Raw genomic sequence first — 13,985 nt, forward strand, 5'->3', positions numbered from 1 at the left:
GAGGACCGGGATGGACACACCTCTGGTGGACCTGTCGTGGCGCCAGCCGCGCAGCAGGGTAGCTAAGTGTGGAATAGATAACCGCTGAAAGCATCTAAGCGGGAAACTAGCCTCAAAACAAGGCTTCGCCGAGAGCCGTAGTAGACCACTACGTTGATAGGCCAGGTGTGGAAGCGCGGTGACGCGTGTAGCTTACTGGTACTAATAGCTCGATAGGCTTGATCGTTCTTCAGTCAAACTCATGACTGTGCACTCTGTATTACAGATAATGATGTCTTCGCATCTTCTCCGCTGACCTGGTGGCTATGCCGGGGGTTCCCCACCCGATCCCATTCCGAACTCGGTCGTTAAGTCCCCCAGGGCCAATGGTACTTCGTCTTAAGGCGCGGGAGAGTAGGTCGCCGCCAGGTCCGCCGAGAAGATGCATACTCAGATCCAAATTCCTTCTTTTCGATACCATCAGCAAAAGCCCCGACGTTCGCGTCGGGGCTTTTGTCGTTCTGGTCTAGCCTCGCGGGTGGAAGGTCAGGACATCGCCGCCGGCGGTCTCGATTTTCGGACATAGGTCCTTGAGCGGACAGGCCACGCAACGCGGCCGGGCGTGTGTGCAGAACGTCTGCCCCAGCTTCTTCACTAGACAATGCAGTTCGAACAGGTCCTCCGAGCCAGGACTCGGGGATCACGCCCATCAGGCTCGCATAGGCGGCTTGCGTGTCGCTCCTGCGCGGCGACAGGCCAAGGCGGCGGGTCACGCGATGAACGTGAGTGTCGACGACCAAGGCCCGCATGTTGAGGCGGCTGAAGTTCAGGACGCAGGCGGCGGTCTTGGGCCCGACGGCCGGCAGGCCATTCAGCCAGGCCATGGCGTCCTCCACGGTCTCACGGGCGAGGAAGTCCAGATCAAGCGCGCCGCGTCTGTGTTTGAGCATCCGAAGTAGAACTGGCAGCTGACGCGCCTTGGCTTCAGGAAAGGTGGTGGGAGAGAGGATGGCCTCGAGCTCGGCGCCAGGCGCAAGGCTGAGCGCCTCCCAATCGGCGTTGTACCGAGTCCGCAGGCGGAAGAAGGCGTTCCAGGACACCTCGTCATAGGTCCGGCCGCTGATCGCCGATTTCACCAGCTGCGAGACCGGGTCCATGCGAGCGACGCTGACCTGCGGGCCATAGATCGCAAGGAGCGGCCGGCGGATGTCGGGGAGCGGCGAGGCCCCGAAGTCGAAGGATCTCTGCATGCGGCGAGAGTAGAACAAAGTGTGAACAATAGCGAGTCCGCTTCTCAGGCTCGGCATCCTGTCATCTATTGCCCTGCGCGGCCGAAGCGCCGCCTTCACGGGAGGGGATCATGGGGCGTTGGCTGCTTCTGGAAGACTTGAAGGGGCTTGATGACGCGGCGCTGCTGTTGCTGCGCTTGGTAGTCGGTTCCTTCCTGGCATGGGGTGTATGGGACAACATCACCAGCGCTGAGCACATGGCGACCTTCGTCGCCTTCCTGACCAAGTTTGGCTTCCCAGCTCCGCATATGATGGCGCCTCTGTCAGTTGGGGTTCAGTTCGCTTGCGGCGCGGCCTTCGTCATGGGGCTGCTGACGCGGTGGGCGGGGCTGCTGTGCGCGGTCAACTTCTTGGTGGCGATCGTCATGGTCGACCACACCCTGGGCGTGCGGGGGTCGTTCGCCTCTGCCTGCCTTGTGGTAATCGGCCTTTATCTAGCCGCTCACGGGCCGGGACGGTTTGCGCTCGATCCCTTGCTGAGCCGCCGGCTTGGATGACTTGGTGACTGGCGTGTAGACCCCTCAGGCTGTAGGGCAGGCGACCAGTTTGCAGGGGAAGCGCCATGAGCACCGACGATAGCGGCGACTATGTCTATGACGAAGCGACCGGCGAGTGGCTGAGCCCCGCCGAGGCGGCCGCCAAGTCCGAGGCGTCTCCGTCGGCGTCGGGCGACGTCGAGGTCCGCGACTCCGTCGGCAACCTGTTGGCCGATGGCGACAGCGTGACCCTGATCAAGGACTTGGCGGTCAAGGGCGCCGGCCAGACCCTCAAGCGTGGCACGGTGATCAAGTCTATCCGGCTGACCGGCGATGCCCAGGAGATCGACTGTCGCCACGCCGCCATCAAGGGCCTGGTCCTGCGCGCCGAATTCGTCCGCAAGGTTTAAGCCGCAAGCGTTTGACGCAACGTCACCCAAAACGTGACTTGTCAGGTCGGGTGAAGTCACTTTTATAATGCGACCCATGGGGCGGCAGACCCCTTGGGAGACGCGACCATGACCTACATTCTCGGCGGCTGGCAGACAGACTTCTCGGCCAACTGGGCCCGGCAGGGCATGGAGATGGCGGACGCCTTCGCCGAGGTGGTGCGCCACGGCCTGGAGTCCACGGGCCTTGACCCCGAAGATGTCGAATGTGGCCATGTCGGTAACTTCGTCGGCGACCTGTTCGCGGGCCAGGGCCTGCTGGGCGGGTTCTTTGGTCTGGTGCATCCCGCATGGGACGGTCTGCCGACCGCGCGCCATGAAGCGGCCTGCGCCTCGGGCAGCGTGGCGATCCTGGCCGCGGCCGCCGAGATCGAGGCGGGGCGTTACGATCTGGCCTGCGTGATCGGTCTGGAGCAGATGCGCAACGTGTCTGGGCATCAAGCGGCGAAGAATTTGGGTGCGGCGGCCTGGGCGGGGCACGAGTACCAGGACGCGCAGTTCGTCTGGCCGGCCGCCTTCTCGCAGCTGTCAGAGGAGTATGAGCGCCGCTATGGGCTCTCCTACGAGCACCTGATGCGCATCAGCGAGATCAACTTCGCCAACGGCAAGCGCAACCCCAACGCCCAGACCCGCCAGTGGGCCTTCACGCCCGAGAGCTTCACCGCCGACGATGTGGCCAACCCGGTCGTTGAGGGGCGCACCCGTAAGCAGGACTGCGGCCAGGTGACCGACGGCGCGGCCGTGGTGTTCTTGGCCTCTCCCAGGCGCGCCGCCGAATACGCCAAAAAGCGCGGCGTCAGCCTCGACAGCTTGCCGCGCATCAAGGGCTGGGGGCACCGCTCGTCGCCGATCAGCTATGAGGCCAAGGTCCGCGCCAGCCGCGACCAACCTTACGTCTTCCCGCAGGTGCGCCGCGCCGTGGAGGAGGCCCGCGCCCGCGCTGGCGTCACCGCGCTTGACCAGATCGACGTGGTCGAGACCCACGACTGCTTCGCCATGACCGAATACATGGCCATCGACCATCTAGGCCTGACCGCGCCGGGCGAAAGCTGGAAGGCGGTCGAGGACGGCTCCATCGAGATGGGCGGCCGACTGCCGATCAATCCGTCGGGCGGACTGATCGGCCTGGGCCACCCGGTGGGCGCCACTGGCGTGCGCATGGCTTTGGACGCCTTCAAGCAGGTGACCGGGACCGCCGGCGACTATCAGGTGGAGGGCGCCAGGACCTGCCAGACCCTCAACATCGGCGGCTCCACCACCACCACGGTCAGTCTGGTCATCGGCGTCTAGCCCGTGGACCGCCGCACAGTTCTGGCGGCCGCGGCCGCATCCCCGTTCCTGTTCAGTGAGGCGCTCGCCTCGGAGAGACCCATGTCGCGTCGCTTCCAGATTCTCGACACCGTGATCGCCGCCTGGCGAGCCAAGGACATCGATGCGGCCCTGTCGCACATGCACGACGACATCGTCTGGCACTATGCCGCCGCCATCGCCCCGCCGCTCAAGGGCAAGGCCGCCGCGCGCAAGTTCCTGGAGGGGTTCGCCGCCCAGATCGCCGAGGTGAAGTGGCGCATCTTCGACTATGCCGAGAACGGCGACCGCCTCTTCGTCGAGGGCGTGGACGAATACATCGCCGTCGGCGGCGCCCGCGTGGCCGCGCCCTATGCCGGGGTGGTGGAGTTCAAGGGCGACCTGATCATCGGCTGGCGCGACTATTTTGATCGCGGCGTGGTCGAAGCGATGAAGGCCGGCGGCGCGGCCTCGGCCCAGGTGGAGCAGTTGATCGCCCGGCCGAGCGCGTCATGAGCGCGGCCCTCAAAGCCTCCGAGGATTACCGCAACGCGCCGATGCGCGAGGCGAAGCTCCTGGCGGTGGATCTCGATGTCGACCGTCGCGCCGACGGCACGATCTACATCGCCTCCAAGGTGCCGCTAAAGGCCTATGAGGCCGATATTCCAGCGGCGTTCTCCAAGCGTGCGGCGCTGATGGGCGACAAGCCGGCCCTGGCGCGGCGCGGGGGCGACGGCGAGTGGGTTTACACCACCTACGCCCAGCTCAAGCGCGATGTGGATGCGGCCGCGACCTGGCTGGCCGCCCATGTGCCGGCGGGGCGCACGGTGATGGTCCTGACCGGCAATACGCCGGGGTTCGCCACCTTCTCCTTCGCGGCCTGGAGCGCGGGCCTGCCCGTCTGTCCGGTCAGCACCACCTATGGCGCGCTGGGCGGCGACTATGGCCGGCTCAAGCACGTGATCGCCAAGGTGCGTCCGGCGTTGATCTTAGCCGAGAACGGCGCGGCCATGGCCAAGGCGCTTGAGGCGCTGGACCTAGGCGACGCGATCATCGTCACCGCCACGCCAGACGCGATCACCAAGCCGGCGACCGCCTGGAGCGAGGTCCTGGCGACCGAGCCCAACCCACCGATCGTCGCGCGCAAGGCCGACGATGTCGCGGCCTACATGCTGACCTCAGGCTCCACCGGCCTGCCCAAGATCGTGCCCATCACCTTCGACAACCTGGCCGCCAACAGCGCCCAGTGCCAGCAGATGATTGGCGAGGCCGCCGGCTGGCACGACGTGATGCTGGATTGGCTGCCCTGGCACCACGCGGCGGGGGCGTTCGTTCTTCGCACCACGCTCTTGGAGGGCGGCACGCTCTATATCGACGACGGCAAGCCGGCTCCGGGGCTGTTCAATGAGTCGATCCGGAACCTGCGCGAGATCGGCGTCGCCTATTTCAACAATGTGCCCCTGGGCTACACCCTGCTGGTCGAGGCGCTGGAGACCGATCCGGTCCTGCGCAAGACCTTCTTCTCGCGTCTGCGGCTGATGCTGTACGGCGGGGCGGGGTTGTCGCAGCCGGTCTATGACCGTCTGCAGGCCCTGGCCGTGGCCGAGACCGGCCACCGCATCATGATGACCAGCGGCTACGGGGCGACCGAGACGGTCTCGGCCTTCATGGCCATCCACTTCGAGACCGACAAGGTGGGTATCGGCCTGCCGGCGCCGGGGGCGAGCCTCAAGCTGGTCCCGACCGGCGACCGCTACGACGTGCGGGCCAAGGGGCCGAACGTTACCACCGGCTACCTCGACGAGCCGGGCAAGACGGCGGAGGCTTTCGATGACGAGGGCTACTACCGCACCGGCGACCTGGCCGTGTTCCATGAGCCGGGCGACCCGACCCAGGGCCTGGCCTTCGCCGGCCGCGCGGCCGAGGAGTTCAAGCTGTCGAGCGGGACCTGGGTCTATGGCGGAAAGGCCCGCGACGACCTGCTCAAGGCCCTGTCGCCCCTGGCGACCGAGGTGGTCCTGGCCGACGACAACCGCCCGTTCCTGACCGTGATGCTGTGGCCGGCGCCCGGCGCGACCCGCGAGGCGATCGCGCAGAAACTGGCGGCGTTCAACGCCGGCCAGCATGGCGGCTCGCGCATCCATCGCGCCCTGTTGCTCAGTGAACCGCCGCAGCCCAACGCCCACGAGATGTCCGACAAGGGCACGGTCAACCGCCGCGCCGTCATCGACCGCCGCAAGTCAGAGGTGGAGCGGCTGTACGCCGACGCCCCCGACGCCGACGTCATCGTCCTGTCCTAGCGAGTTTCCCTCATGTCCCACGCCCCTGAAATCCAGGCCCTGCTCGACAAGCAGGCGATCACCGAGGTGCTGCACCTCTATTGCCGCGGGGCTGACCGGGCCGACATCGATCTGGTGGCGGGCGCCTATCACCCCGACGCCATCGAGGACCACGGCGGGGTCTATGAGGGGCCAGCGGCGGCCTATGTGGAGAACATGGCCAAGATCCTGCCCAAGGCCGGGCAGATGAACCACATGACCACCAATGTGATCATCGAACTCAACGGCGATGTGGCGAAGGTGGAGTCCTACATCCTGGCCTTCTCGCGGATGAAGAAGGACGGGGAGAAGTTCGACACCCTGACCCTAGCCCGCGCCCTGGATCGCTTCGAGAAGCGCGCGGGTGAGTGGAAGATCGCTAAGCGCCAGATCATTTGGGAGTGGAACCACGAGATGCCCTTCGCCGAGACCTGGGGCCGCGGGATGATGGCGCCCGATCCGTCGGTACTGGTGCGCGCAGGCAAGAAACCTAACGACGCCCTTTACGCGATGGAGGCCTAAGGTGGAGGTTTCCGGCTCGGTCGCCCTGGTCACGGGCGGAAATCGCGGCATCGGCGAGGCCTTCGTGCGCGCTTTCCTCGCGGCGGGCGCGGCCAAGGTCTATGTGGGCGCGCGTGACCCCAAGAACGCCGCGCATCTGGTCGAGGAGGGCGCCGGCAAGGTGGTGGCCCTGACGCTGGATGTGGCCAAGCCCGAACAGATCGAGGCGGCGGCCAAGGAGGCCAGGGACGTCTCCATCCTGGTCAACAACGCCGGGGCATTCCTTAATCAGCGCCTGATCGGCGCTGATGATATGTCGGCCGCTCGCGAGGAGATGGAGGTCAACTATTTCGGCCTCGTCGGCATGTGCCGCGCTTTCGCGCCGGCGCTGAAGGCCAACGGCGGCGGCGCGATCGTCAATGTGCTGTCGTCAGGCGGCCTGGTCGCGGTGCCGGCCATGGGCGGCTACAGCCCGTCCAAGTTCGCGGGCCGGGCGGCGACCACCAACATCCGCGCCGAGCTGGCGGGGCAGGGCACGCAAGTCAGCGCCCTGATCGTCGGATCGGTGGACACCCGCATGGCCGCGCACGTGCAGGGCCAGAAGGAACAGCCGTCCGATATCGCCAGGATCGGCCTGCAGGCCATCAAGCGCGGATCCGACGAGGTCGATACCGATCGCATGGCGTTGGAGGTGCGCGCGAACCTGGCGCGCGATCCCAAAGCGCTGGAACGGGCGATGGCGCGTATGCTGGGCGCTGATACCGTCTCGACCGGACGCTAAGGGAGCTTTGGGGCAAGCTATGGACCTAATCACGATACTGGCGGTCAACGCCGCCGTCAGCGCTGGGGCCATGGGCCTTTTGTGGCTAATCTGCCTGAAGCTGGGCGATGTGACCGTCGTCGACAGCTGGTGGTCGATGGGCATGCTGCTGCTGGCGGCCACGACCTTCATCCAGCTCGGCGAGCCGACGCCGCGGCGCTGGTTGCTACTGGTGCTGTGCGCCCTGTGGGCGGTGCGGTTGGGCGGCTATCTGTTCTGGCGCTGGCGCGATCACGGGCCCGACCGTCGCTATCAGTCCATGCTGGGCAAGGTGCAGTCGGAAAAGGGCTGGAGCTTCGCCAAGGCGTCGTTGCTGTTCGTGTTCATGACCCAGGCGCCGCTGCAGTTCATCGTCGCCCTGCCCGTGCAACTGGGGCAGATTCAGGCTGAGCCGGCCCTGGGCGTGCTGGCCTATGCCGGCGCGGCCCTGGCGGTGTTTGGCGTGCTGTTCGAGAGCATTGGCGACTGGCAGCTGACCCGCTTCCGCAAGAACCCCGATAGTAAGGGCAAGGTGCTCAACACCGGGCTTTGGCGCTACACGCGGCACCCCAACTACTTCGGCGACGCCTGCGTGTGGTGGGGGCTCTATCTGATCGCCGCCGAGACGCCGCTGGGCCTGTGGGCGCTGCCGGGGCCGATCCTGCTGACCTGGACGCTGATGAAGTGGAGCGGCGCCCCGACCCTGGAGCATCGCCTCAAGAAGACCCGTCCGGACTATGCCGACTACATCGCGCGCACCTCGGGTTTCGTGCCCTGGCCGCCGAAGAAGACCTAAAAGCCCTTCCACCCTCGGAAGAACTCGACGAGCCGGCGCGGAGGGGTGAAGCCCGCGCCGGCTTCTTTTTGCCCGCTGCTAGAAGCGCGCTCGATAGGGGCCGGGCGCGTCGTAGGCGAAAAAGCCGGGATCGGCCGCGCAGACATCGGGGATGGCGCGGATCGCCACCGCCACCGTCGCGTCAGTGAGGGCGCGGGCGGGCGGCGCCTTGGCGTCGCCCTCGTGGATGTCCAGGGTCAGGCTGATGTTAGGCCGCCCCTCGATGTCCACGGTCCAGTGGCCGGTGACGTCCGCGCCGTGCATGGCCGGATCGGCCGTCCACAGAATCGAAAGGGTCATGGCCGAGCCGTTGGAGAAGCGGGCGTTCCAGCGCCATTCGGTGGCGGCCACCGTGCCTTTCGGGATCGGGCCGGCGGCCACCGCCATGTCGTGCGGCGCCAGGGTCAGGCGGTGGTCGGGGGACAGCGCCTCGATCGTCGCGCCCATGGCCTGGGCCACATAGGCGAACACCTCTCCGAACAGGCTGGTGTAGAGGGCCGCCAGCGGGCCTTGGGTGATGTCCTCTTGGGCCGGATCCTTGGCGAAGCCCATGAAGTCGTAGACGAAGATCGGCTGGGCCATGGCGCGGGCGTCGACCATCTCGCGCACGGTGATCTTGTCGAGTTGGGCGCACATGCCGGTAGCTGACATGACGATCCGTTCGACCAGGGCGCCGGGGTTGACCCCCAGCCCCGCGAGACTGGCGTCGCCCGCCAAGCAGGCGTCGAGCAACGGTCGCGCATAGGCGCCGCCCTGGTGCGTGGGCCAGTGGAAACCGGCGGTGGAGATGACGTTCTTGCCCGAGGCCAGCAGCCGCGCCACGTCGTCGTTGAGCGCGTCATAGGGCAGGGTGATGCGCGGCGTGTGGATCACCACATCGGCGTCGAGCCCCAGGATGTCCTCGATGCGGTTGGTGGCGATGACGCCTGTCGCGGGGCGCTTGGCGATGTCGCCGGCGTCCAGGCCCGCCTTGTCGTCGCTGTAGACATAGACGCCCACGAGTTCGAGATCGGGATGGTCGATGATGCGCCTCAGCGCCGTGCGCCCCATGGCGCCTGTCGCCCACTGAATGACCCGATACATGACGTCCCGCCTCCCGTTCGACCTGAAATGACCAAAGTCAGTCTCGTCATGCAAGTGGTTGTCGCCCTGCGCTAGTCGTTTTATGAAAGTCTCAACGAGAGAGCGGCGCGCGACGCGGCTCCACAAGGGAGACGACCTGATGTTCCTGACCCCGCGCGAGCGTATCGACGCCTATGTGGCCAAGGGCTGGTGGGGCCAGATGGTCATCGACGACCTGACCCAACGCAACCGCGCCGAAGTCTGCGATCGCGAGGCCCTGGTCGATGCGGTCAACCGCGAGAAGCTTGATGGGCGCGAGCCGCGCCGCCTGACCTGGGCGCAACTGGGCGATGAGGTGGACCGCATGGCCGCCGGCCTGCTGGACCTGGGGTTCGTCAAGGACGACATCGTCTGCGTGCAGGCGCCCAATGTGGCCGAGACGGTGATCTTGGCCCTGGCCTGCGCCCGCATCGGCCTGATCATCAGCCCGGTGGTCATGCAGTATCGCGAGCATGAGCTGGCCTATGTGATTGGCAAGGTGAAGCCCAAGGCCTTCATCACCACGGGCGTCTTCGCCGGCCACGACCATGCGGCCATGGTTCTCGGCCTCAAGGGCGACTTCCAGGCGGTGGTGATGAACGGCTGGGCGCCGCAAGGCGCGATCAGTCTCGACGAAGCGGTCGCCGCCGCCGATCCGGCCAAGGCCGCCGCCTATCAGGCCGCCCATCCGGTGCAAGCGGGCGAGGTCTTCACCATCTGCTGGACCTCGGGGACCGAGAGCCGGCCCAAGGGCGTACCACGCGACCACAACCACTGGATCGTCAACGCCCGCATGGTGTCGGAAGCCACCGAGCTGCAGGAAGGCGAGGTGGTCCTGAACCCCTTCCCGTTGGTCAATATCGCCGCCTTTGGGATGATGATGTCGTGGCTGTGGCGACGCGGGACGATGGTGCTGCACCACCCCTTCGATCTGCCGGTGTTCCTGGGCCAGATCGGCGCGGAGCGCGTGAACTACACCATCGCCCCGCCGGCGATCCTCAACGCGCTTTTGAAGACGCCGCAGCTGCTGGCGATCACCGACCTGTCCAGCGTGCGCGCCATCGGTTCGGGCTCGGCGCCGCTGTCGCCCTGGATGATAGAGGGCTTCCTGAACGATCACGGCATCCAGGTCTGCAACATCTTCGGCTCCAACGAAGGCGCGTCGCTGTTCAGCGGCGCGGCGGACGTGCCCGATCCCATCGAGCGGGCCCGCTACTTCCCCCGCATGGGTGTCGAGGGCTTTGGCTGGAACAGCCCTACGGCCCAGATGATACGCACCCGCATCGTCGATCCGGACACCGAGGTGGAGATCACCACTCCCGAGACCCCGGGCGAGTTGCGCATCGACGGGGCGGCGACCTTCAGCGGCTATTGGCAGGCTGATGAGCTCAACGCCGCGGCCTTCGACGGCGAGGGGTTCTTCAAGACCGGGGACCTGTTCGAGATCGCTGGCGAGGGGGAACTGGCGCGGTTCTATCGTTTCGTCGGTCGCTGCAAGGACATCATCGTGCGGGGCGGAGTGAACATCTCCCCCGCCGAGATCGACGACCTGCTGGCGGGTCATCCAGCGCTGAAGGAGGCGGCGGTGGTGGGCGTGCCCGACGACGTGCTGGGCGAGCGCATGTGCGTGGCCGTGGTGCCGTCGGGCGAGACGCCGCAACTGGCCGAGGTCGCCAGTTGGCTGAAGGACAAGGGCCTGGCGGTCTTCAAGCTGCCCGAGAAGCTGGTGGTGGTGGACGCCCTGCCGCGCAACGCCATGAACAAGGTGGTGCGAAGCGAACTGCGCGAGCAGGTGCTGGGACAGCTATAGGGCGGTCAGGCGCCGGACAGGAAGCGGCGCAGCCAATTGGCGACGCGCTCACGGTCATCCTCGGCGCTCAGCGAAGCGATCGCCCCATCGGCGAAGGCCTCGTCGATGCGTGAGCCCGCCGGCTCTCGATCAGGGCGCGGGTGTAGGCGGCCTCGAATTCCGGATGGGCCTGCAGCGATAGCGCGCGCCGCTCGGGGTAGGCGAGCATCGCCAGGGGCGTGAAGGCGCTGGCGGCGACGATCTGGGCGCCCGGCGGCAGGGTCACGACTTGATCCTGATGCGACACCGACAGGGCGACGGGGGCGTCGTCGTCCATCCAGGGCTGCGGCGCGACGATCTCATAGGTGTGCAGACCCACGCCCCAGCCCTTGGGCGACTTGATCACCTCACCCCCGAAGGCGTCTGCCATCACCTGATGGCCAAAGCAGATCCCGACCATGGGCGCGGCGCCTGAAGCGTCTTGCAAGAAAGCCTTCAGATCGGCGATCCATGGCTCGGGATCGTAGACGCCAGCGGCCGAGCCGGTAATCAGCCAGGCGTCGCACTCGGCGCCGTCGCTCGGCAGCCGCCCGGCCCGCACATCGTAGGTCGTCGCTTCGAATCCGGGACCGAGCATGCGCCGCATCATGTCGCCATAGCTCGCAAAGCGCGCCGCAAGTTGAGCAGGCGGTCCGCCCGTCTCGAGGATGCCAAGGTTCATGGCTCCCAGATGGGATGTCTCGCCCCGCAAGCCAAGCCGGAAAACATCGAGCGGGCAGCTTCCTCAGAGGGCTTGACCTTTGGACTACATCTGTAGTCTTATTGGTCTACAAACGTAGACCGGAGGAGATGATGAAGATGCAAGTCCGCGCCGCCATGGCGGCGCCTATGATCGCCTTGCCAGGCTTGGCGAAGGCCCAGACGCTGACCCCCGCGACCATCTTCGGGGACGCAGCGCTCCCCGTGCAGCTGGCGATGATCGCACTGATGGCGGCCGCGGCAGGGGGGGTGGCGGTCACCGTGCGCAAGCTGCGGTCGGGCCCGCAGGTCGCCGGAGGATCGGCCTATCTGAGCGCTCTGCGCCTTGGTGGGCCGCTGGTCGGGCTTCTCAGCGCCGCGTTCACCGCCCTGATGATGTTCGTGGGCTTGTCCAACCTGGGGCCGCAGCCGGTCAACGTGCTGGCGCCAGGCCTGGCCGAGGCGACCTTTGTCCTGCTGCTGGGCCTGTTTACCGGGCTCGTGGCCGTGGTGTGCCATTGGGTGGTCGAGGCGCGTATCGACCGCGCCGTGCTGCAATCCTGACTGCGGTGGAGATCGCGGTCACCCCCGCCGAAAGCGAGGTGCTCGCGGTGCTCTGGCGCCGTGGCCCCTTGCCCTTCGCGACTTTGATCGAGGCGGTGAAGGCCGGCCGTCCCTGGGCGGACTCGACGATCAAGACCCTGCTCAGCCGGCTGATCCAGAAGGGCGCGCTAGAGATCGTCCGCGAGAGCGGCCGCCAGCGCTATCGCCCGCTGATCTCACGCGAGGCTTATGTGGAGAGCGAAATCCAGGCCTTGGCCGACCGCCTGTTTGGCGGTGACCGTCCAGCCCTGGTCCAGCACTTGATCGAGGCGGGTCTGTCCGGGCCCGTCAGGCCGCCGCCGGGATCACGCCGTCCCTGATGAACTGGCGATCGGCCCACACCGAGTGCGTGCCGCTGCAGATCTTGTGGGGCAGGGCGATGCGAGCGACCGGGCCGTCCTTGAACTTCTTGCAGTCGATCAGCACGCATTCGGACCGGCCGGTGTTCTCGTCCATGATGAAGCTGACCAGATAGCCGTCATCTTCCGAGGTCGCGTTGATGCGGGGCGCGAACGGCGCCTCGCTGGCGTAGCGGCCTTCGGGCAGCTTGATCTCCCAGGACTGCCCCGTCTGCAGATCGTGTTTGACGAAGCCGTTGAACAGGAACCAGCCAGGCTTGGACGTGGTCGAATAGGCGTAGCGGTACGGCCGGCCGGCGTAGCGCTGGTTGATCATGCCGAACTCGAGAATCCGCTCGTCGAGGTGACCCTCGGTGGTAGCGCCGGTCTTCAGGTTGAAGCGCCAGCGATGCAGCTTTGAGCGGAAGCTGTGCTCGTCCAGATAGGACATCAGGTGGCCGTGGCCGTCGGGGGCGCTTTCCAGAGGACCTGGCGTCGGGTTCTCCTGGAAGTAGCCGTCCATGATCAGTTCGTCGCCATCCTCATAGGCGTTGAGGAAGTGCAGGACGTAGCAGGGATCGGCCTCGAACCAGCGGATGTCCTGGGTCTTGCCGTAACGGGGAATGACCGCGAACCTGGACTTTAGCCCCTCATGCAGGCGCACGGCGTGGATGCCGCGCTCCAGCAGGCGCTGGTCCCAGAACACCGGAAAATCGTTGAGGATCGAGAAGCGCTCGCTGAACGCCATGTCGTGCGGCAGGCGCGGACCGGGCGTGGGAATGGCGGTGTAGTTGACCACCTTGCCGTCCCGATCGACCACGCCGTAGTGCATGTAGGGCGCGTGCTTGGAGTAGTTGAAGAACAATAGCTCGCCCGTGGCCTCATCGACCTTGGTGTGGGCCGACACGCCATCTAGCGGGGCCCAGGGCGCGACGCCCTTCTGCTCCAGGGTTTCAGGATCGAGGCAATAGGCCTCGCCGCATTGGTAGAAGGTCGAGATGGCGCGGCCGCCGTGAATCACCACGTCGGTGCTGGCGGTGTCCTTCAGGCCCCCATGGGCGCCAAAGCCCGGGCGCAGGGAGGTTCCAGGGCCGTCCATCAGGCCGCCCCACAGGGACTGGCCGGCTTCCTGTTCCGCCTCGAAGCTACGGGTGCGAACCCAGCGGTTTCGATAGTCCGCCTTGCCGCCCTGGAAGCTGATCTGGTGCAGCATGCCGTCCCCGTCGAACGGGTGATGGCGGCCCAGCGGCTGATGGACCTGGTTCTCGGTATTGCGGATGTAGACGCCGTCGATGTCGTGCGGGATCGCCCCCTCGATGACCTCAAGGTCGAAGGCGTCCACCTCCTCATGCAGGGGCGTCCACGCCCCGGTCAGGTAGGGGTGGTTGCTCGGCAGCAGCGAGGTGACGACGGGCGGCTGGCGCTCAACCTTCATGACAGTCTCCGACGAGGCGACACATGCCTCTCTCGAAGCGACTCTAGT

Annotated in this window: 14 protein-coding genes, 2 rRNA genes and 1 pseudogene (1 of these 17 running past the window's edge); 13 read left to right on the forward strand and 4 right to left on the reverse strand. The window is 66.4% G+C overall.

What is annotated here, in order from left to right; all coding sequences use genetic code 11:
* Both O5K31_RS05505 and rrf read left to right on the forward strand, forming a co-directional pair.
* Positions 1-226, forward strand: a 23S ribosomal RNA gene (locus O5K31_RS05505); it begins 2,564 nt to the left of the window's first position.
* 69 nt (positions 227-295) lie between these two features.
* Positions 296-410: ribosomal RNA gene (gene rrf / locus O5K31_RS05510) — 5S ribosomal RNA — on the forward strand.
* Between the two features lie 327 nt (positions 411-737).
* On the opposite strand, the pseudogene O5K31_RS05515 reads toward rrf, so the two are convergent.
* Positions 738-1,286, reverse strand: a pseudogene (locus O5K31_RS05515) (endonuclease III domain-containing protein); the annotation flags it as partial.
* Between the two features lie 53 nt (positions 1,287-1,339).
* Here O5K31_RS05515 and O5K31_RS05520 point away from each other — a divergent pair.
* The 8 genes from O5K31_RS05520 (at position 1,340) to O5K31_RS05555 (ending at position 7,894) form a co-directional block, all read left to right on the forward strand.
* Positions 1,340-1,765 (forward strand): DoxX family protein, encoded by a 426-nt coding sequence (locus O5K31_RS05520; protein ID WP_269716312.1) that lies wholly within the window; start codon positions 1,340-1,342, stop codon positions 1,763-1,765.
* 119 nt (positions 1,766-1,884) lie between these two features.
* Positions 1,885-2,154: an alkylphosphonate utilization protein gene (locus O5K31_RS05525; RefSeq protein ID WP_269717005.1), complete on the forward strand. Its 270-nt coding sequence runs from the start codon at positions 1,885-1,887 to the stop codon at positions 2,152-2,154.
* A gap of 108 nt (positions 2,155-2,262) precedes the next feature.
* Positions 2,263-3,483, forward strand: a complete 1,221-nt coding sequence (locus O5K31_RS05530) for an acetyl-CoA acetyltransferase (RefSeq protein ID WP_269716313.1) — start codon at positions 2,263-2,265, stop codon at positions 3,481-3,483.
* 81 nt (positions 3,484-3,564) lie between these two features.
* A complete protein-coding gene (locus O5K31_RS05535) occupies positions 3,565-3,996 on the forward strand; it encodes a nuclear transport factor 2 family protein (protein ID WP_269716314.1) in 432 nt (143 codons plus the stop codon).
* On the forward strand, positions 3,993-5,780 hold the full coding sequence (locus tag O5K31_RS05540) for an AMP-binding protein (protein WP_269716315.1): 1,788 nt from the start codon (positions 3,993-3,995) through the stop codon (positions 5,778-5,780). Before O5K31_RS05535 ends, O5K31_RS05540 begins: the two co-directional genes overlap by 4 nt.
* A 12-nt stretch (positions 5,781-5,792) precedes the next feature.
* Complete coding sequence (locus O5K31_RS05545; RefSeq protein WP_269716316.1) at positions 5,793-6,320, forward strand: nuclear transport factor 2 family protein; 528 nt, start codon at positions 5,793-5,795, stop codon at positions 6,318-6,320.
* Between the two features lies 1 nt (position 6,321).
* A complete protein-coding gene (locus O5K31_RS05550) occupies positions 6,322-7,080 on the forward strand; it encodes an SDR family oxidoreductase (protein ID WP_269716317.1) in 759 nt (252 codons plus the stop codon).
* A 19-nt stretch (positions 7,081-7,099) separates the two neighbouring features.
* Entirely contained in the window at positions 7,100-7,894 is a 795-nt protein-coding gene (locus O5K31_RS05555; protein ID WP_269716318.1) for a DUF1295 domain-containing protein, read from the forward strand.
* 78 nt (positions 7,895-7,972) lie between these two features.
* Here O5K31_RS05555 and O5K31_RS05560 read toward each other — a convergent pair whose 3' ends face one another.
* Positions 7,973-9,016, reverse strand: a complete 1,044-nt coding sequence (locus O5K31_RS05560; protein WP_269716319.1) for an NAD(P)H-dependent amine dehydrogenase family protein — start codon at positions 9,014-9,016, stop codon at positions 7,973-7,975.
* A 139-nt stretch (positions 9,017-9,155) separates the two neighbouring features.
* On the opposite strand from O5K31_RS05560, the gene O5K31_RS05565 reads away from it, so the two are divergent.
* A complete protein-coding gene (locus O5K31_RS05565) occupies positions 9,156-10,844 on the forward strand; it encodes a class I adenylate-forming enzyme family protein (RefSeq protein ID WP_269716320.1) in 1,689 nt (562 codons plus the stop codon).
* Positions 10,845-10,911: 67 nt separating this feature from the next.
* Here O5K31_RS05565 and O5K31_RS05570 read toward each other — a convergent pair whose 3' ends face one another.
* Positions 10,912-11,544 carry a glutamine amidotransferase-related protein gene (locus O5K31_RS05570; RefSeq protein WP_269716321.1) on the reverse strand — a complete coding sequence of 211 codons (633 nt, stop codon included), beginning with the start codon at positions 11,542-11,544 and terminating at the stop codon, positions 10,912-10,914.
* A 131-nt stretch (positions 11,545-11,675) separates the two neighbouring features.
* Here O5K31_RS05570 and O5K31_RS05575 point away from each other — a divergent pair, with 131 nt between their 5' ends.
* Positions 11,676-12,125: a MotA/TolQ/ExbB proton channel family protein gene (locus O5K31_RS05575; RefSeq protein ID WP_269716322.1), complete on the forward strand. Its 450-nt coding sequence runs from the start codon at positions 11,676-11,678 to the stop codon at positions 12,123-12,125.
* Between the two features lie 5 nt (positions 12,126-12,130).
* Positions 12,131-12,484, forward strand: coding sequence for a BlaI/MecI/CopY family transcriptional regulator (locus O5K31_RS05580; RefSeq protein WP_269716323.1), 354 nt, complete (start codon positions 12,131-12,133; stop codon positions 12,482-12,484).
* On the opposite strand, the gene O5K31_RS05585 is transcribed toward O5K31_RS05580, so the two are convergent.
* Positions 12,453-13,937, reverse strand: coding sequence for a carotenoid oxygenase family protein (locus O5K31_RS05585; RefSeq protein WP_269716324.1), 1,485 nt, complete (start codon positions 13,935-13,937; stop codon positions 12,453-12,455). The genes O5K31_RS05580 and O5K31_RS05585 overlap by 32 nt on opposite strands.
* Positions 13,938-13,985 lie beyond the last annotated feature (48 nt).

Source organism: Caulobacter sp. NIBR2454 (assembly GCF_027474405.1).
Classification (GTDB): Bacteria; Pseudomonadota; Alphaproteobacteria; order Caulobacterales; family Caulobacteraceae; genus Caulobacter.